Genomic DNA, 18,021 nt, shown 5'->3' on the forward strand with positions numbered 1-18,021 from the left:
AGTAGGATATGTCGGAATCTGCGTCCATGGATAATAAAATATATGTCATAATTGTGACCTATAATGCCATGCGTTGGATTGAAAAATGTGTAAATTCTGTTCTAAATTCCTCTTACAAAGCTACGTTAGTAATTGTCGATAATAATTCGTCAGATGCTACTGTAGAAACCATTAAAAACAAATATCCGCAAGCCATTCTCGTAGAAAATAAAGAAAATTTAGGCTTTGGGAAAGCAAACAATATCGGACTAAAAATAGCTTTGGAAAAAGGAGGAAACTATTTTTTACTCCTAAACCAAGATGCTTATCTGAAAGAAGACACGTTACAGAAATTGATGCTTCAAATGGAAGCCCATAAAGGCTATGGAATCTTGAGCCCGATTCATTTAGACGGACAAGGAAATCAGATTGATTTGTATTTCCAAACCTATATCAATCCAAGCAATTGCAAAAATCTGTATTCTGATGTTTATCTGAATAAAATGCTGAAGCCGGTCTATGATGTTAGGTTCGTCAATGCCGCAATTTGGCTGCTTTCCAAAAAAACGTTGCAAGAAGTAGGAGGTTTCAATCCCTATTTTTTTCATTATGCAGAAGACAACGATTACGTTAACAGATGCAAGTTTAAAAGCTTAAAAGTAGGCGTTGTACCCGATGCTTTCGCCTATCACGACAGAGAACAGCAAGTCAGAAATTCTACTCCTAGAAATTTGGCAAATCTTCAGGATTTGAAGCTTATGAATCCTAATAGTAATTTATCTGCAAACAAAATGATACGGCTGACCTTCAAGAAAACAATTAAGGCACTGGTCAATTGGAATAAATCCGATTTTTTAGATTCGATACGATATCTGAAAAAACTCTATAGCACAAAAAAACAGGTTGCAAAAATTAAGAATGAAATAAAAAATAATCCTTATCCTTTTCTTAACTAATTCTCTCTAATAGTAAATAACTTCACCAAATGAATCAAGATTTAACCAAAATCTTAGCTGTATTAGTTAATTACGGAAGCGAGCAACTTCGTTTTCTGGAAAGAGTCGTGGCCGAATTAAAAAGCTTTAAAAAATATGACGTTACGATAATCGTAAATTCGAATATCGACCTGAATATCGACGGAATTGACACAGTAAATGTTTTTACATTAGACGATTATCAGTTATTGCCCTTGACTTGCCGAACGACTATTTGGGAAAACAAGGATAATTTTGACGTGTTTTTATACGGAGAAAACGACCATTTGTTTACCGAAAAGCATATCGACAACCATTTGAGCTATTCTAAAATACTGCCTAAAAACAGGATTACGGGACTGATACAATTTGAAGAAAATGAAACAGGAAAATATTATCCGGCCTATCATTTAGATTTTGAATGGGATTTTAATTCTGTTGAAATTTATAACGGAAAAAAGTTTGCCCATTTTTCAAACCTTCACCAAGCCACCTTTATCTTGACTAAGGAACAGCTCGCGAGAATAGGAAAGCAGCTTGATTTTAAAGAATTGATAATAGAAAATACTTTGTATTCTAGAATAACCAGAAAAATTAAAAAGACGCTAGGATTAAAAGTCGAAAGAACTAACAAATACAGCAGTAAATGTAAAGTCAATACCGATGTTTTCCAATTTGGAGGCATGAAAAAAATGATTTGCATCTCTGATTTTGAAGACAACCTGATCCACCATCTGCCTAACATTTATATCGACGGACTGCACGGAAGAAGCAAGCTCCGTTCTGATGAAAAAAGAATGACAGAATCTCTGGCAAAATTATTAGGAACCCAATAATATCCGCTGTTTACAGCGCTACTGTTCATGCTTGCAATCGTTATTCCATATTATAAAATTTGCTTCTTTCAAGCAACCTTAGAATCTTTGGCCCAACAAAGCAATAAAGATTTTAAGGTGTATATTGGCGATGATGCAAGTAAAGAAGACCCAAGCGTTTTGCTGGAAAAATATAAAGGCAAAATTGACTTTTCCTATCAAAGATTTGATGCTAATTTGGGAAGGCAATCCTTAGTCAAGCAATGGGAAAGGTGTGTCGCGTTAGCAGAAAATGAAGAATGGATAATGATTTTGGGCGATGATGACGTGCTGGGTGAAAATGCCGTTGAAGAATTTTATAATCATTTCCAAGAAATCCAAGACGAAAAAATTGCCGTTATCAGATATGCGACCTATAAAATAAATGAAGAAGGAAGCCTCATTTCTGCTGTTTACCAGCATCCAAGAATCGAGAATTCAATTGATTCGTTCTTTAGAAAGACTAGAAGCTCGTTAAGCGAATATATTTTTAGAAAGGAAAAAATACAAAAAATAAGATTCAAAGATTTTCCATTAGCATGGTTTTCAGATGTATTGGCCGTAATGGAATTTTCGGATTTTAAAAACCTATTTACGCTAAACAACGCAGCGGTCTATGTGAGAATATCTTCCGAAAGCATTTCAGGTAGTTCTTCTTTCAACGCCCAAAAACTAGAAGCAAGTTTCAGATTTTACATCTATTTGTTAGACAAACATTCGCACTATTTTAATCCTGCCCAAATTAATTACCTTATAGAAAAGACACACAATTGCTATTTAACCAATAAAAAGGTAATTTCGTTTCTGTTGAGGATAACAAAATTGCATCTAAAAAAAGGATGGATACGAAGCTATTTCAGTTTCATTACGACAATTGTAAAAAGAGTCTTGAGGCAATCCAAATAATAAACGACAGGTATGCGAATAGGATTTAATCCACATAAAGATAAAAAGCAGGAGGCCTCAGAGTACTTCCATCAGGTCGTGATTCCTGTTTATATTCCCAACCAAGACGATTATTTCAAGGACAGTTTTACAATATTAAAATACTGTATGGAGTCGCTGTTGCTGACCAGCCATAAAAAGACGTATTTCACGATTGTCAATAATGGAAGCTGTCAAGAGATTGTCGATTATTTGAACAACTTGTTTGAAGAGCATAAAATTCACGAGGTCATCCACTGCCCAAGTATCGGAAAACTAAATGCCGTATTGAAAGGCTTATCAGGGAATAATTTCCAACTGGTTACCATCGCAGATTCCGATGTGCTGTTTTTGAATCACTGGCAAAAGGAAACCTATGCTGTCTTTAATGCGTTTCCAAAAGCCGGAGCCGTTTGTCCGACACCATCGGCCAAATCTTTCAAGACCTATACCACCAATATATGGTGTGAATTGTTCTTTTCTAAAAAATTATACTTTACGGATGTAAAAAATCCCAAAGCACTAGAAGAATTTGCTAACAGCATCGGCTATCCAGGATTCTATAATAAGTACCAATTAGATAAATACCTGACTGTTTCCGGCAAAGATTTTAAGGCTGTTGTCGGAGCGGGACATTTTATTACGACCTATAGAGGAGCGATATTTGAAAAGCTAGAGAAAAGGTATTCAGGCTATAAGCTCGGAGGCGATAGCGAAAAAGAACTGTTGGATCTTCCGGTTGTTAAAAAAGGACTATGGAGGTTATCTACGCTGGATAATTTTGCCTATCACATGGGCAACAGTAAAGAAGACTGGATGCAGCAGAAATTAGACGAAATAGAGCCTAATGAGTATGTAGCAGAAAGCAAATTGAATTTAAATACGATTCCTTCAACCCAGTTGGGATATTGGATAAAAAATAAGTTATTTGCCAAGTTCTTTTTGAGAAAAAAAATACTGACCCAATGCTTAAGATATAAAGGGCTTTCCAAAGAAGCTGCAGAACATTATTTATGATAACCATTTTCTATCCTTATCGAAACCGTGAAATAAAGCGCATCCAGCGTTCTGTCGATTCGTTGGCGCAGCAATCGAAGCAGAATTTCAAGGTAGTATTCATAGACTATGGTTCTGAGGAAAAATCGGCGGAAGCAGCGGAAACCTTGCTCAAGAAATATGATTTTGTGTCTTATGTCTACCTTCCTGTAAAAGACCAGCCTTGGAACAAATGCAAAGCCTTGAATTATGCCGTAAAAAAGATGGATTCCGACTATTGTTTTGTAGCGGATATTGACATGATTTTCCACTCGCAATTCACGGCTGTTTTAGAACAGCATCTCGACCCGAATAAAGCTACTTATTTTCAAGTAGGATTTCTTTCCGAACAAGAGACAAAAAAAGATAAGACCTTCGAGTCTTATGAAATTAATTTCAAGACCAACGAAGAAGCTACGGGAATGACACTTTTTCCTGTTTCCTATTTAAAAGAAATAAATGGCTTTGATGAGTTTTTTCATTTTTGGGGAGCCGAAGATACCGACATCCACAATCGCTTAAAAAATGCCGGATGTCAGGTTGAATACTATGATCAAAAGCTCTTAATATTGCACCAGTGGCATCCTAATTATAGAAAGAGAGAAACCAAGACGCTGAACAAAGAACTGCAATTGTCTGGAATTGTAGAAATCAACCACCAACATTTGTTGCATAATCTAAAGACGAATGCTACCAAAGTAAATCCTAAAGGTTGGGGAAATGTTATGGTCGACATAGAACTGAACGAATTGCAATCTTTTCCATTATCCACTCTCTATAACGAGAAGAAATTGATAGACTATTTCCTCTACCAACAGCTTTCCAATGCTAAAAACCAAATCTTGGCGATTGAGATTAAGGAAAATCCTGTTCAGGCTACGGCCAAATACAAGCTGAAGAAGCAATTGGGCAAAAAAGTACCGCAGTTCTACAGCCTTAAAGAAATCAATGACCAAATCCTGCTGCATATCGTTTCATTTTACCATACAAACCCCTATATTTATCAGGTCAAAGAAAACCCAAGCAGTATTATTTTTAAAATAAAAACCTAAAGCTAATCTTACCCGGTTTATGTCCCAAAACGGAAACATCAGGCTTTTTTGGTGGAGTGAAATCCACCTTGCCAGCAAGAAAAAAGAAAACTATGGCGATCTCGTGGGATGCTATCTTGTCGAAAAGATTTCTGGAAAAAAAGCGGTTTGGACCCATCCTAAAAAGCGTTCTTTCTTGGATACATTCAAGACTGTCTACCTGACCGCAGGAAGTATTTTGGCTCAAGTAGAAGGAAAATGCGTAGTCTGGGGAAGCGGCATCATTTCAAAAGAATATAAAATAAAAAAAGCCGTATTTTTAGCCGTCCGTGGACCGCAGACCAGAAAGCATCTGATGGCGCAAGATTATGAAGTTCCTGAAGTATATGGAGATCCGGCGCTTTTGTTGCCGCGATTTTATAATCCGAAGAAACAGGTAAAATACGATTTGGGAATCATTCCGCATTATGCCGATTATAAGCTGGTAACAGAAATGTATAAAGAACACAGCAATGTTCTTATAATCGACCTGATGACCAATGATGTGGAGAGCGTGACCGATCTGATCTTGCAATGCAGAAGGATTATTTCGTCTTCCTTGCACGGAATTATTATTTCGCAGGCCTATCATATTCCGGCTGTCTGGGTCAAGTTTTCGGAAAATGTTTTTGGAGACGGAATCAAATACCAAGATTATTTCGAGTCTGTAGGCATCGAGAATTATGCTCCAAAGTTTGTGTCGGAAAAGTTGGAAGATAGTCAAATCGAAGCTCTTTTTAATGCCGTCCAATCGACTGCCACACCAGAAAAAATTAAAGAAATACAGGATGGCCTGATGGAAACCTGTCCGTTTAAATAATAGTTATGGCTAAAGTAATTTTGATATCCCAATTCCCGCTACCGTATTCCAAGATTGGAAGCTGGACTACTTTGTACCAAAACTACCTAGAATGCAAGCACTCCATCGACTATATCATTTGCGAGCAGCCCGAAACCCGATTCCCAAACATACACTATGAAATCGTAGGGCAGACGCTGACACTCAAGCTTAAGAAAAAATACCATAAAAATAATTATATCGGCTATCTAGAAGCGCTTGAAAAGATTCTGGCAACTGGAGAAAAGCATATTATTCAGGTTGTTGATAATTTTGGAATCATCAAGCCGCTACAGGAATTTCTAACCTCCAAAGGATTGAAAAACCGATGCTACATACAGTTTTTTTATCATGGCTTCGCGCCCTTTTATGGCAATCTAGACAGCCGAAATTTCTACGAGTTTATTGATGAAATGGTACTCTTGACTTACGATAGCTATAAAGCACATAAAGAATATTATACGATATTGCCGTGCCGATTTTCGGTATTGCACAACGGAATTGATACCGACAAATTTTACAAAATAACTCCTGAGAAAAAGAAAGCGCTTAGAGAGAAACTAGGATTTACCTCCGAAAAAATCTTTATCTGGTGCTCGCAGGACCGACCTAAAAAAGGACTGGATCTGGTGCTGGATGTATGGAATCGCATACAGGAAAAGCATGACAACTGTACATTGCTTGTCATAGGAACCAATAGAAAAGAGACTATAAAAGGCGTTGTTTTTTTAGGGAAAATCCCTAATAGCGAGCTTCCTGACTATTACCAAGCTGCCGATGCCTATCTGTTTCCGACACTATGGCACGAAGGATTTGGCCTGAGCTTGATTGAAGCCCTGCATTGCGGGTGCTATTGCATTGCTTCCGCTTTGGGCGGTGTTCCAGAAGTACTACAGCATGGTAAATTAGGCAGACTGATTGAAAACCCGCATTTTATTTCAGAATGGATAGAGGCAATTGAAGAATTTCTGTCAGAAAGCAGTAGTTATCCTTCTATACCCAAAGAACTTTATTCCAAAGAAACATGGAGCCAAGGTATGGAAGAAAGAATCTTTGATGCTAAAAAAAGCCTAGAACGATGAAGACGATAGCCATTATTCCAGCGAGAGGTGGATCTAAAAGACTGCCAGGAAAAAACAGAATGCTGTTGGGCGGTATCCCGCTCGTGGCACACAGCATTTTATATGCCCAAGCGGACAGTCGTATTGATGCTGTATATGTCAGCACAGACGATACCGAGATTAAAAAAATAGCTATAGCCTATGGTGCGCAAGTAATTGATAGACCACAACATTTGGCAGGAGATTTAGAACCGACAGTAACTGCCTTAAAGCATGTACTGGAATCATTAGAATCGAAACCTGAAACGGTAGTGTTGCTGCAACCGACCAATCCGCTTCGGCCTAAAAATTTGCTGCAGAATGCTCTTGAGATTTATGAAAAAGGAAGATACGAAAGCCTTTTTACTGTAACCCAAAGCCACCAAAAACTAGGCAAAATTAAAGAGGATAAATTTATACCATTCAATTACGAACCGGGACAACGAAGCCAAGACCTAGAGCCTTTGTATTTTGAAAACGGATTATTGTATATCTGCAAATCGGAACTAATCCTTAACGATACGATTATAAGTGGAGAAGCCTATCCAATGTTAATCGACCATGCTTTTGGCAGTGTCGATATCGATACCTTAGAAGATTTTGACTATGCGGTTTACCTGCATAAAAAACATACCCTATAAAACATAGTAAAACCCCTGAACATACAATAATGAACCCATACATAGAAATTGCAGGAAGAAAAATCGGACCTGATTATCCGCCGCTGGTAATTGCAGAAATAGGCATCAATCATGAAGGTTCTCTGGACGTTGCAAAAGAAATGGTAGACGCTGCACATCGAGCGGGCGCAGAAGTGGTAAAACACCAGACGCATATCGTAGAAGATGAAATGAGCGGAGCCGCCAAAAAGGTAGTGCCGGGCAATGCCACGGTTTCTATATATGAAATCATGGAACGTTGCGCTTTGAACGAAGCAGATGAGCGGGAACTCAAAGAATACGTCGAAAGCAAAGGCATGATCTTTATCTCGACACCTTTTTCTCGTGCTGCAGCCGAACGCTTGAAACAATTTGATATTCCAGCCTATAAGATCGGTTCCGGCGAATGCAATAATTATCCGTTGCTCGAACATATTGCCAGCTTTGGAAAGCCGGTCATCTTAAGTACCGGAATGAATACCATCGAAAGCGTCAGTAAAGCAGTTGCTATTTTTGACAAACACAATATTCCCGTAGCGCTTCTGCATACGACCAACTTATATCCGACACCGATTCATTTGGTACGTTATGGTGCCATGACGCAACTGCATGACGCATTTCCGAATAAGGTTTTCGGTCTAAGCGACCATACGCTGAACAACAATGCCTGTCTGGGTGCCGTGGCCTTAGGCGCTTCCATCTTAGAAAGGCATTTTACGGATCATATGAACCGAACAGGACCCGATATCATCTGCAGTATGGATGAGACGGCTTGCCAAGAACTGATAGCAGGCAGCCATGAGATCTGGCAGATGCGAGGAGGCAGCAAAGAACCGGCAAAAGAAGAACAGGTTACTATCGACTTTGCTTTTGCTACGGTCTGCTCTATCCGACCTATAGCAGAAGGGGAGGTTTTTACAAAAGAAAATATTTGGGTAAAGCGCCCTGGAACCGGAAAGATTCTTGCCGAGCATTTCAATAATATTCTTGGAAAAAAGGCAACAAGAGCCATAGAAAATGATGAACAGCTAATTTGGAACGATATTCAGTAAGCCGTGAAAAAAATACTTTTCCTTACCGGAACCCGAGCTGATTTCGGGAAAATCAAATCCCTGATCCAAATATTGGAAAAAGACTCAGGATTTGTGCCCTATATTGCCGTGACCGGAATGCACCTGCAGGAAGAATACGGTTATACGCTTATTGAAATCGAGCGCTGTGGCTTCCAGAATATCCATACGTTCTCTAACCATACAGACGAGACGACGATGGATCTGACTCTCGCAAAAACTATCGAAGGATTGTCTGCCTACGTAAAAGTATGCCAGCCCGATCTGATTGTTGTTCATGGCGACAGAGTAGAAACCTTAGCAGGAGCTATCGTAGGTTCTCTCAATAACATTTTGGTGGCACATATCGAAGGAGGAGAAATTTCGGGAACTGTTGACGAACTGATCCGCCATAGTGTCAGCAAGCTGTGCCACGTGCATTTTGTATCTAATGAACAGGCCGCCAAAAGGCTGATTCAGATGGGAGAGATGGCTTCTTCTGTCTTTATCATCGGTTCTCCTGATGTTGATATTATGTTTTCTAAAAATCTTCCTGAGTTGGAGATCGCGAAAAGTTACTACGGAATCGGGTTTGACGATTTTGCCATCGCGATGTTCCATCCCGTAACGACCGAAGCAACACACATGATTCAGTATTCGGATAACTTTACCCAAGCTTTGCTCAACGACCATCATAACTATGTCGTTATCTATCCGAACAACGACTTGGGAAGCAAGGCTATCCTAAATTCTTATGAAAAATTGAAAGGACATCCAAGGTTCAGGATATTTCCGTCCTTGCGTTTTGAATATTTCCTTACGCTGCTCAAGAACAGCCAATTCATCATAGGAAACAGCAGCGCTGGAATTCGGGAAGCGCCGTATTATGGCATCCCGATTATCAATATAGGCACGCGTCAGCAGAATAGGGCCGTGCATTCTGATATTATAAATACAGATTACAGCATTGAAAGTATAAGCGAAGCGCTCAAAATTGTCGACAGCCATCAAGTACAGCTGCAGCAAGAAGATTTTGGTGCAGGGAATAGTGCCGAATTGTTCCTTGATTCCCTAAAAAATCAAGATATTTGGCAATTGAACCATCAGAAACAATTTAGAGATTTATAGATGATATTGGATTCGCCCAAAAACACATTTTTACGATCTGCAAAAGATAATGTCTTTTATCTTCCATCCTGATGCAGCAATTTATAAGAAAAATAGGTGTTATCCTGCTGACAACCGTGCTGTTGCTTTGTCTTTTTGACTGGGCCTACACAGAAGTATACACACGTTCAATTCCGCGAAACAAAACAAAATATGTGCTGGGCCTAAAGGACCAGAAAATCGATTATGTCTTTTTAGGATCTTCAAGAGTTGAAAACCATATAGATACTCAACTTATCAAAACATTGACCTCGAAGAAAGTCTTGAATTTAGGGATACAGGGTGCCAAATTAGATGACAATTATCTTTTGCTGCAGTTGCTTATTCATAACAATGTGAAAATAGGAAAACTTTTCCTGCAGGTCGATTATATTTTTAATACAGAATCTATATCGACTATCGTAAGTTCGGAATCGCTTCCCTATATCCGAAAAAACGAAATAATCCGCAATCACCTCGAAAAAAGCAACCCCGATTACTTGGCTTACTATTACCTTCCGTTTTATCGTTATCAGGTGAATGATTATAAGATAGGCTTCCGCGAATTCTTTTCTTCGGTGATAGGCAAAAAAAGCAAGACTGATTTTACAGACGGTTTTGTCCCAAAGCAGGTCAAGTTCATAAAAAACAACAATTTCAAGCTGCCCGATAGCATTATTGCCCAAAACAAGGTTTTTAATCAGATCGATCAGCTTTGCAAAGATAAAAACATCGAAGTTGTTTATTTTTGTGCTCCGTTTTGTTCTACTGTGCGGCAATCGGATTATATTGATAAGCTCAAGCGCAAGATCCCCAGCCTGAAAGATTATTCTAAAACGCTCGATGATACGCTTTTTTATAATTGCGGACACCTCAATGAGGAGGGCGCCAAAGTTTTCACAAGAATGCTAGTCAAAGATTGTATGCAACATGAAAAATAAGATTTTTATATTGTTACCCGACGGGATAGGATTGCGCAATTTTGCCTATTCTCATTTTTATGAATTAGGATTGGAAGAGGGTTTTGAGCCTGTCTTTTGGAACAATACGCCTTTTGACTTGACTGCCGAAGGCTATCAGGAAGTAAAAATACGACATGCGAAAACACATCCGTTGACCGACATCTATAAAAATGCGCGGAAGCATATCGAGCTGAGCTTGAATATCCAAAAAAGCAATGACAAGGTATATGACGATTATCGTTTTCCTTTTTCGTATAAGAATATAAAAAGCGCCATCAAGAGCAGTGCGACACGTCTACTGATAGCAACACATACTTCAAAAAGCGGACTGGAAAGGGTACGCGAAAAAATAAAAAAACTGGAACGGACCACTCCGTTTTACCAGCATTCGCTTGAAACGCTGCAAAAAGAAAAGCCAGCTATGGTGTTTTGCACCAACCAGCGTCCGGTATTGGCCATTGCTCCACTTTTGGCCGCAAAGGAATTAGGTATCCCAACGGCTTCCTTTATCTTTTCTTGGGATAATCTTCCGAAGGCCACGATGGTGGTAGAAACGGATTATTATTTTGTCTGGAGCGAGCACATGAAAAAAGAACTTTTGTATTATTATGACTATATCCGACCAGAGCAGGTTTTTGTGACAGGGACTCCTCAGTTTGAACTTCATGCTGACCGAAATGGCTTGCAGTCAAGAGAAGCGTTTTTTGAGACCAACGGATTGGACATTGCCAAAAAATACATCTGCTATTCGGGAGATGACATTACGACGTCGCCAGACGATCAACAATACTTGTCGGATACAGCCAAAGCCGTTCGGCAATTGAATGCTGAAGGATATAATCTAGGCATTATTTTCAGACGCTGTCCGGTAGATTTTTCAGCTCGTTATGATGCTGTTTTAGAAGAAAACAAAGACCTTATCACCAGTTTATCGCCGCTTTGGAAAAAAATAGGCGAAGGCTGGAATACCATATTGCCAACAAAAGAAGATATCTTGTTGCAGCAGCATACGATCTTCCATACAGAAATGGTAGTGAACTTGGGTTCCTCTATGGTTTTTGATTATGCGTGCTATGACAAGCCGTGCAGTTTTGTCAATTATGATACAGCCCGTACGGCGAATACGAACTCTTCGGTCAAGAAAATTTATAATTATGTACATTTTCGTTCCATGCCAGCTCCTGAAGCCGTAGTCTGGCTACATTCGCCTGAAGCAATCGCGGACCAAATCCGAACAACATTGCAAAACCCAAAATCTAACATTTCTCATGCGAAAGAATGGTTTGAGGTCATCAACCAGCAGCCGTTCCAAGATGCGTCCGTAAGAATCTGGAATGCCATTCGCAACATAATCCACTAATCTATGTTTTTTAACTCCTTATCCTTTGCGATATTTCTCCCTATAGTTTTCTTTCTGTACTGGTTTGTCTTTAACTCGTCGAAGAAGGCACAAAATACACTGCTGATTATTGCCAGCTATTATTTCTATTCTTGCTGGGACTGGAGGTTCTTGTTCTTGCTGGTCTTTTCGACCGGGCTAGATTATTTCACGGCATTGAAAATAGAAAACAGTCGCTCTAAAGCGGAAAGGAAGACTTGGTTCTGGATCAGCGTAGGTGTCAACCTAGGGTTTCTGGGCGTCTTTAAATATTATGACTTTTTTGCGGTATCATTTTCCAGACTGATTGAGGGTTTTGGCATGCAGGCAAATCCGTTTCTGCTTAACCTGGTCTTGCCAGTAGGTATTTCGTTTTATACTTTCCACGGACTTTCTTATATCATCGATATTTATAAGGAACGAATCAAGGCAGAGCGTAATTTTATTGATTATGCACTTTTCGTAAGTTATTTTCCGCTATTGGTCGCAGGTCCTATTGAGCGGGCCACGCATTTGCTGCCACAGGTCAAAGTCAAACGCAATTTTGACTATCAGCAGGCCAAAGAAGGAATCCACCAGATCTTGTGGGGATTGGTCAAAAAAATAGTGATTGCCGACAGCTGTGCGCAATATGCCAATGCTGTTTTTGACAATTATGAGAGCATGAACAGCCTGTCTTTGGTTTTAGGGGCGGTTTATTTTGCGTTCCAGATTTATGGCGATTTCTCGGGCTATTCGGATATTGCTTTGGGCACGTCTAAGCTATTCGGTATCAACCTGCTTAAGAATTTCGATTATCCTTATTTTTCGAGGGATATTGCCGAATTTTGGCGCCGCTGGCATATTTCGCTTTCGTCATGGTTCCGCGATTATCTTTATATTCCGCTAGGAGGAAGCCAAGGAGGCATGTGGATGAAGATTCGAAATACGTTTATCATTTTTCTAGTCAGCGGCTTCTGGCATGGTGCCAACTGGACTTTTTTGGCTTGGGGATTCTTAAATGCATTGTATTTCCTGCCACTGCTCTTGAGCAATAAGAACAGAACGCATACCGGAAATATTGAGCGTGTAGGCTTTATCCAAGGCATGAAACTGATTCCACAAATCGGGCTGACTTTTGCGCTGACCTGTTTAGCTTGGATCTTTTTCAGAGCCCGAACAATCACAGATGCTTTCGGCTATATCAAGAGAATGTTTTCTAACTTGCAATTCAAGCCGCAATATTTCAATATCGAGCGGTATAACTTTGAGCTGGTCTTGATGCTAGTCTTGTTTGTAGGTTTTGAATGGTTTAACCGTTATAAGATCGAGCCGATTTCAGGAAAATACAGCTATCCTAAAATCTGTTTGGCCATCATGGTACTGCTGCTGTTTGGCGTCTATTCGGAATATAAAAGCTTTATTTATTTCCAGTTTTAGATGAAACAGTTCCTGCTTTATATCGTACAGATTCTTGTCGGCTCTTTCCTGCTCTCTTATGCGGTACAGCTGGCGGCTGATTCTGGATTAAAGAAAATGAAGAACACACTGTTTTCAGAATGGAATGCTATCTTAAAAGGCACCATTAATGCAGACATGGTAATCTTAGGGTCTTCGAGAGGCGTGGTTTCTTATGATCCAGACTTGCTTTCTGCGGCTTCAAATAACAAAGTGCATAACCTTTCTTTTAACGCAGGTTCTTATAATCTGCAAGAATTGAAATATAACCTGTATGCAGAACACAATAAAAAACCTAAAATAATCTTGCAAAATGTCGACTTGGCTCATTTTACTCCTTCTGCTCAGCTTCCAGAAGAACATCAATTCTTGCCCTATCTAGACGATCAAGGCCTTAAAAAAGGATTAGGTTTATTTGATAGCCGTTATTTGTGGGTAGATCGCATTCCGTTGCTGAAATACAATACCCAAAAAAGGTTTCTTGGGATTGGTTTAGGGTCTTTTTTGGGAAAGAAGTTTAAAAACAAGGATGCTGTAACTGACGGGTTTTCTCCAAAATCCATTGCCTTTAAAAGGGACGTCCATAATCTCAAAAGACTTTCGGATCCTGCTTTTAAAAGGTCTTATGAAAAAGACTTGGCACAGATGAAATCGTTCGTGAAGGCAAGGATTAAAGATTCTATTGCAGTTATATTGGTTTGGGCACCAGAATATAAAGAGAGACTAGCAGTTGGCAGACGTCTGACACAGCCATTAAAACAGGCGCTGGCTGATTTTGCTAAAGAACAAAAGGGAGTTTGCTTTTTGGATATGTCTGAGGATTCCCTATCGCAGTCTTCGGATTATTTTTATGACACCTTTCACCTGAATACCAAAGGGGCTCATTTGTTTTCCGCTACATTAGCGCAGAAGATTAAGGATTTGGAACGTAATGCATATTAATTTGAGACCCAGGCTTTTCTATTCATGAAAAAATTTGTCTATTATCTTTTAGGTTTGTTGCTCGCCATTTTGCTGGCCGCTTACTTGCTGGATTATACTTTTACTGCATTTTATGCCAACAGCAAGCCTCGAAATAAGATTGCCTTGGCGTATACTGGTACTGCACAGGAATATGATGTAATTTTCTTGGGTTCGTCGAGAGCGAATAATCATTTTGTACCGCAATTGTTTATCGACAGAGGACTTACGGCTTATAATTTCGGAATGAGCGGCTCGCGGCTGGAAGAAAGTGCGTTGCTGTTGCAGCTGCTCTTGGCAAAAGGCGCAAAAATAAAGAGCCTTATCGTTGAGGTAGACCTCAATATTAATTCCAACGGTTATTCTGAAGGAACACGGGCTAATTTTTATCCTTATCTGAACCAATCAGACTTGATCAGTAGCTATTATAAAAATATAGCTGATTTTGACAAATTGTACTACCTGCCTTTTTACCGCTATCTGAAATATGACGCAAAAATAGGGATGCGGGAATTATTTTTTACGGTTGCCGAACGGCCTTCTAAAAATTTACAGCATTATGGATTTTATCCTTTAAAAAATACAGGAAACAACATGAAGTATGACCTTTCGAAGCATTATCCAAAAAAGAATCGAGCCTATGAGACAATCAAAAAAATATGCAGCGAAAACCATATCCGATTGATTGCCGTAACGACGCCTATGTGCGAGAACGTAAAAAATATCGCTTATTTTGAAGAAGTAGTGCAATTGTATCCAGAAGTTCATAATTTTGAGGATGTCGTGACGGACGAAGATTGTTTTTCTTCTTGCGGACACATGAACGAAAAAGGAGCTACGGTATTTACCCAATTTCTACTAGATAAATTTTTTAAATGATGCACATCGCCTTTCTTACTCCCGAATATCCACATGAAAAAGTCTTGCATGCTGCCGGAATCGGAACTAGCATCAAGAACCTGGCTACGGCATTGGTACAGGAAGGAGTTGCTGTCTCGGTTTTTGTCTATTCTCAAAAAACAGATACTGTTTTTGTAGAGGATGGCATAAAAATACATTTGATACGGCACAAGAAGTATCGCTATTTTGGGTGGTTTTTCTATCGTAAATACCTACAGGATTATCTGAACCGATTTGTTTCTCTTGATAAAATTGACCTTGTCGAAGCTCCCGATTGGACAGGTATTGTTGCTTTTATGAACTTGAAGGTACCTCTGGTTATTCGTTTTCATGGAAGCGATACCTATTTCTGCCACTTAGAAAACAGGAAACAGAAACTAAAAAATTTATGGTTTGAAAAGCTTGGAATGGCCAAAGCGAAAGCGTTTATTGCTCCTACACAATTTGCAGGGGCGCTTACGCAACAGCTCTTCGGAATCAAGGACAAAGCGATACGAGTTCTGCATTACGGAATCTTGCTTTCTGATTTTGCCAACGAAACTCCCGAAGATTTTGAACCGGGACTGGTGGTATACGTAGGGACACTTATCCGTAAAAAGGGCGTGCTGGAGCTTCCTGCTATTTTAGAGAAAGCAGCCGAAACCTATCCAAACATAAAGCTGGTCTTGATTGGTGCTGATTCTTTTGACATCCAGACAGGATCACCTTCTACATGGCAACTGTTATATTCCATGTTGGACGAATCGCTAAAAAACAAAGTCAGCTATCTAGGCAAGGTACCTTATGCTCAAGTAAAGGGCTACATGCAAAAAGCCAATGTATGCGTCTTTCCGACTTTTGCAGAAACACAAGGCATGGTTACCATTGAATCTATGGCCATGCAGAAAGCGGTTGTCAATAGCAATATTGGCTGGGCACAGGAGCTTATCATAGACGGTGAAAGCGGATTTCTCGTGCATCCGAAGGATCATGTTCTGTATGCTTCCAAAATCACGGCACTGCTGGCAGATAAAGAGCTTGCGCTACAAATAGGTCGTAATGCCCGAGTGCGTACCGAGCAGGTTTTCGACATACGAAAAACAGTCTTGCAGCATATTGAATTTTATCAGCAGCAGCTATGATCATCCTCTATCATAAAAATAATAAGGTGACAGAGGCTTGGAATGATTCGGATTCTAAGGCGGTGCTTATAGAGGCAGTTTCTATTGCTAAAGCGCTTTTTGAGATTGCATCTACGTTTCCTGATTCTTTGGTGCTTTGGTGTCACGAGTCGCAAAGAGAGCATCTCAATAAGAAACATCTTTCGGAAGTATTTCATCATAAAAAAATAATGGCTTCGTACGCTCCGTCGTCTGGAAAGTATCTTCCAGAAAGTATTGGATATGCGGACGAAAGTCTTTTTGCTAACTCAAACTTTAATTCGACCTTTGCCAGCTGGCGGATGAGTTCTATGGTTGGAGGGCTGCATAGCAGCGTACTGCTGTGTCTTGAAAAACACATAGTGCCTGATCGGGATTTTGATTATTTCTTGCATTCTCTTGCAAAACTTGCTATGCCTCTAGGGCTATTGTGCTATTCTGAACCTCGGCTGCTCGCGAATGGGAGTGCTGCTTTTGAAATAGCACCGACAGGCAAGGCGACTCTGTTTCGATTTGTAAGGCAGCATTACCGGCTGAGGTGGATCTTTTTGTTGCGGCTTAATTTTGTAGTGCATGAAAAGAAACTGCCGCTGTTTTCTTTTTTTAAGAGCTTTTTTTATCAAAAAAGAAGGCTGCCGAGCACTATTTTTGATCAGATTCCCGTGCAATCTTCCAAAGAAATCATGAAATCAACGACTTTTGATGTAGTGATTCCTACCATCGGGAGGGAAAAATACTTGTATGATTTTTTGCGGGACTTATCGGAGCAAACGCTGCTGCCGCAACGAGTCATTATCGTAGAACAGAACCCTGAAGCGGAGAGCCAAAGCGGACTGGCGTATCTGCAGTCTGAGTCTTGGCCTTTTTTGGTTTTGCATACATTTACGCACCAAGCGGGGGCGTGCAATGCAAGGAATTTAGCTTTGGCCCAAGTAGAAAGCGAATGGGTCTTTCTGGCCGATGATGATATTCGCATCAGTAATGATTTCTTAGAGCAAGCGGCTGTCGAGATACGGCAGTATGGGAATAGCGCGTATACATTGCAATGTTTGCAGGCGGGCGAAAAGGCCGTTTTTGACAAGGTATTTCAATGGAAGACTTTTGGTTCGGGATGCAGCATCGTCAAGAGGAGTGCCTTAGAAGGTCTTCAATTTGACATGCGTTTTGAATTTGGTTTTGGCGAGGATGCTGATTTTGGAATGCAGCTACGAAAAAGAGGACATGATATCTTGTATCTCCCGCACCCGCAAATAATGCACCTCAAGGCACCGATAGGTGGCTTTAGAACAAAACCGAAATTAGCTTGGAAGGATGATAAGCTATTGCCTAAACCATCGCCCACGGTCATGCTCTACAAGCTGCTGCATGAAACGCCATGGCAATTAGACGGTTATAAGACAGTTTCTTTTTTTAAGTTCTATAAGCACCAGCCCATACGCAATCCTTTTGCCTATTTTAAAAACTTCAAAGCCCGATGGGCAGCCAGTTTGCACTGGGCCAATAAGCTGCGCGACAAAAAATAGCTTCGACGGAGTGCATTGTTGGCGCAAACCTAACATTCCATGCCAGTAGCTATTCTTTTAATTTTTTATATTTGAGGCTCAATTTAATAACCGT

17 protein-coding genes are annotated in these 18,021 nt (G+C 39.9%); all 17 read left to right on the forward strand.

From position 1 onward, the window contains the following. Nucleotides 1-8 precede the first annotated feature (8 nt). The 17 genes from OLM56_RS07245 (at nucleotide 9) to OLM56_RS07325 (ending at nucleotide 17,927) form a co-directional block, all read left to right on the forward strand. Nucleotides 9-935 carry a glycosyltransferase family 2 protein gene (locus OLM56_RS07245; RefSeq protein WP_264528815.1) on the forward strand — a complete coding sequence of 309 codons (927 nt, stop codon included), beginning with the start codon at nucleotides 9-11 and terminating at the stop codon, nucleotides 933-935. Nucleotides 936-964: 29 nt separating this feature from the next. Beyond that, complete coding sequence (locus OLM56_RS07250; RefSeq protein WP_264528816.1) at nucleotides 965-1,789, forward strand: hypothetical protein; 825 nt, start codon at nucleotides 965-967, stop codon at nucleotides 1,787-1,789. A gap of 27 nt (nucleotides 1,790-1,816) precedes the next feature. Then, nucleotides 1,817-2,713 carry a glycosyltransferase family 2 protein gene (locus OLM56_RS07255; protein ID WP_264528817.1) on the forward strand — a complete coding sequence of 299 codons (897 nt, stop codon included), beginning with the start codon at nucleotides 1,817-1,819 and terminating at the stop codon, nucleotides 2,711-2,713. Between the two features lie 12 nt (nucleotides 2,714-2,725). Then, nucleotides 2,726-3,748: a glycosyltransferase family A protein gene (locus tag OLM56_RS07260; protein WP_264528818.1), complete on the forward strand. Its 1,023-nt coding sequence runs from the start codon at nucleotides 2,726-2,728 to the stop codon at nucleotides 3,746-3,748. Further along, entirely contained in the window at nucleotides 3,745-4,818 is a 1,074-nt protein-coding gene (locus tag OLM56_RS07265; protein ID WP_264528819.1) for a glycosyltransferase family 2 protein, read from the forward strand. The genes OLM56_RS07260 and OLM56_RS07265 overlap by 4 nt, the downstream gene beginning before the upstream one ends. 19 nt (nucleotides 4,819-4,837) lie before the next feature. Next, nucleotides 4,838-5,656, forward strand: a complete 819-nt coding sequence (locus OLM56_RS07270; protein ID WP_264528820.1) for a polysaccharide pyruvyl transferase family protein — start codon at nucleotides 4,838-4,840, stop codon at nucleotides 5,654-5,656. A gap of 5 nt (nucleotides 5,657-5,661) precedes the next feature. Beyond that, a complete protein-coding gene (locus OLM56_RS07275) occupies nucleotides 5,662-6,756 on the forward strand; it encodes a glycosyltransferase family 4 protein (protein ID WP_264528821.1) in 1,095 nt (364 codons plus the stop codon). Continuing rightward, nucleotides 6,753-7,415: a cytidylyltransferase domain-containing protein gene (locus OLM56_RS07280; RefSeq protein ID WP_264528822.1), complete on the forward strand. Its 663-nt coding sequence runs from the start codon at nucleotides 6,753-6,755 to the stop codon at nucleotides 7,413-7,415. Before OLM56_RS07275 ends, OLM56_RS07280 begins: the two co-directional genes overlap by 4 nt. A gap of 29 nt (nucleotides 7,416-7,444) precedes the next feature. Beyond that, nucleotides 7,445-8,485, forward strand: a complete 1,041-nt coding sequence (gene neuB / locus OLM56_RS07285; RefSeq protein ID WP_264528823.1) for an N-acetylneuraminate synthase — start codon at nucleotides 7,445-7,447, stop codon at nucleotides 8,483-8,485. Nucleotides 8,486-8,488: 3 nt separating this feature from the next. Beyond that, complete coding sequence (neuC, locus tag OLM56_RS07290; RefSeq protein ID WP_264528824.1) at nucleotides 8,489-9,610, forward strand: UDP-N-acetylglucosamine 2-epimerase; 1,122 nt, start codon at nucleotides 8,489-8,491, stop codon at nucleotides 9,608-9,610. Between the two features lie 71 nt (nucleotides 9,611-9,681). Beyond that, the gene (locus OLM56_RS07295; RefSeq protein ID WP_264528825.1) at nucleotides 9,682-10,569 is read left to right on the forward strand and encodes a hypothetical protein; all 888 of its coding nucleotides are present in this window, start codon (nucleotides 9,682-9,684) and stop codon (nucleotides 10,567-10,569) included. Then, a complete protein-coding gene (locus OLM56_RS07300; protein ID WP_264528826.1) occupies nucleotides 10,559-11,950 on the forward strand; it encodes a UDP-glycosyltransferase in 1,392 nt (463 codons plus the stop codon). The genes OLM56_RS07295 and OLM56_RS07300 overlap by 11 nt, the downstream gene beginning before the upstream one ends. A 3-nt stretch (nucleotides 11,951-11,953) precedes the next feature. Continuing rightward, nucleotides 11,954-13,387 carry an MBOAT family O-acyltransferase gene (locus OLM56_RS07305; protein ID WP_264528827.1) on the forward strand — a complete coding sequence of 478 codons (1,434 nt, stop codon included), beginning with the start codon at nucleotides 11,954-11,956 and terminating at the stop codon, nucleotides 13,385-13,387. Further along, complete coding sequence (locus OLM56_RS07310; RefSeq protein ID WP_264528828.1) at nucleotides 13,388-14,347, forward strand: hypothetical protein; 960 nt, start codon at nucleotides 13,388-13,390, stop codon at nucleotides 14,345-14,347. Nucleotides 14,348-14,371: 24 nt separating this feature from the next. After that, nucleotides 14,372-15,244, forward strand: coding sequence for a hypothetical protein (locus OLM56_RS07315; protein ID WP_264528829.1), 873 nt, complete (start codon nucleotides 14,372-14,374; stop codon nucleotides 15,242-15,244). Beyond that, nucleotides 15,241-16,386 carry a glycosyltransferase family 4 protein gene (locus OLM56_RS07320; protein ID WP_319800583.1) on the forward strand — a complete coding sequence of 382 codons (1,146 nt, stop codon included), beginning with the start codon at nucleotides 15,241-15,243 and terminating at the stop codon, nucleotides 16,384-16,386. The genes OLM56_RS07315 and OLM56_RS07320 overlap by 4 nt, the downstream gene beginning before the upstream one ends. After that, the gene (locus OLM56_RS07325) at nucleotides 16,383-17,927 is read left to right on the forward strand and encodes a glycosyltransferase family 2 protein (RefSeq protein ID WP_264528830.1); all 1,545 of its coding nucleotides are present in this window, start codon (nucleotides 16,383-16,385) and stop codon (nucleotides 17,925-17,927) included. The genes OLM56_RS07320 and OLM56_RS07325 overlap by 4 nt, the downstream gene beginning before the upstream one ends. The last annotated feature ends 94 nt before the right edge of the window (nucleotides 17,928-18,021 follow it).

Source organism: Flavobacterium sp. N2550 (assembly GCF_025947265.1).
Taxonomy (GTDB): Bacteria; Bacteroidota; Bacteroidia; order Flavobacteriales; family Flavobacteriaceae; genus Flavobacterium; species Flavobacterium endophyticum.

What these genes read in the sequence shown, in the direction of transcription:
- OLM56_RS07255 (WP_264528817.1), top strand. Translation starts at nt 1,817, where the DNA reads ATGCTTGCAATCGTTATTCCATATTATAAAATTTGCTTCTTTCAAGCA.
- OLM56_RS07270 (WP_264528820.1), top strand. Translation starts at nt 4,838, where the DNA reads ATGTCCCAAAACGGAAACATCAGGCTTTTTTGGTGGAGTGAAATCCAC.
- OLM56_RS07320 (WP_319800583.1), top strand. Translation starts at nt 15,241, where the DNA reads ATGATGCACATCGCCTTTCTTACTCCCGAATATCCACATGAAAAAGTC.
- OLM56_RS07265 (WP_264528819.1), top strand. Translation starts at nt 3,745, where the DNA reads ATGATAACCATTTTCTATCCTTATCGAAACCGTGAAATAAAGCGCATC.
- neuB (WP_264528823.1), top strand. Translation starts at nt 7,445, where the DNA reads ATGAACCCATACATAGAAATTGCAGGAAGAAAAATCGGACCTGATTAT.
- OLM56_RS07295 (WP_264528825.1), top strand. Translation starts at nt 9,682, where the DNA reads ATGCAGCAATTTATAAGAAAAATAGGTGTTATCCTGCTGACAACCGTG.
- OLM56_RS07260 (WP_264528818.1), top strand. Translation starts at nt 2,726, where the DNA reads ATGCGAATAGGATTTAATCCACATAAAGATAAAAAGCAGGAGGCCTCA.
- OLM56_RS07280 (WP_264528822.1), top strand. Translation starts at nt 6,753, where the DNA reads ATGAAGACGATAGCCATTATTCCAGCGAGAGGTGGATCTAAAAGACTG.
- OLM56_RS07325 (WP_264528830.1), top strand. Translation starts at nt 16,383, where the DNA reads ATGATCATCCTCTATCATAAAAATAATAAGGTGACAGAGGCTTGGAAT.
- OLM56_RS07305 (WP_264528827.1), top strand. Translation starts at nt 11,954, where the DNA reads ATGTTTTTTAACTCCTTATCCTTTGCGATATTTCTCCCTATAGTTTTC.
- OLM56_RS07310 (WP_264528828.1), top strand. Translation starts at nt 13,388, where the DNA reads ATGAAACAGTTCCTGCTTTATATCGTACAGATTCTTGTCGGCTCTTTC.
- OLM56_RS07250 (WP_264528816.1), top strand. Translation starts at nt 965, where the DNA reads ATGAATCAAGATTTAACCAAAATCTTAGCTGTATTAGTTAATTACGGA.
- OLM56_RS07300 (WP_264528826.1), top strand. Translation starts at nt 10,559, where the DNA reads ATGAAAAATAAGATTTTTATATTGTTACCCGACGGGATAGGATTGCGC.
- OLM56_RS07315 (WP_264528829.1), top strand. Translation starts at nt 14,372, where the DNA reads ATGAAAAAATTTGTCTATTATCTTTTAGGTTTGTTGCTCGCCATTTTG.
- OLM56_RS07275 (WP_264528821.1), top strand. Translation starts at nt 5,662, where the DNA reads ATGGCTAAAGTAATTTTGATATCCCAATTCCCGCTACCGTATTCCAAG.
- OLM56_RS07245 (WP_264528815.1), top strand. Translation starts at nt 9, where the DNA reads ATGTCGGAATCTGCGTCCATGGATAATAAAATATATGTCATAATTGTG.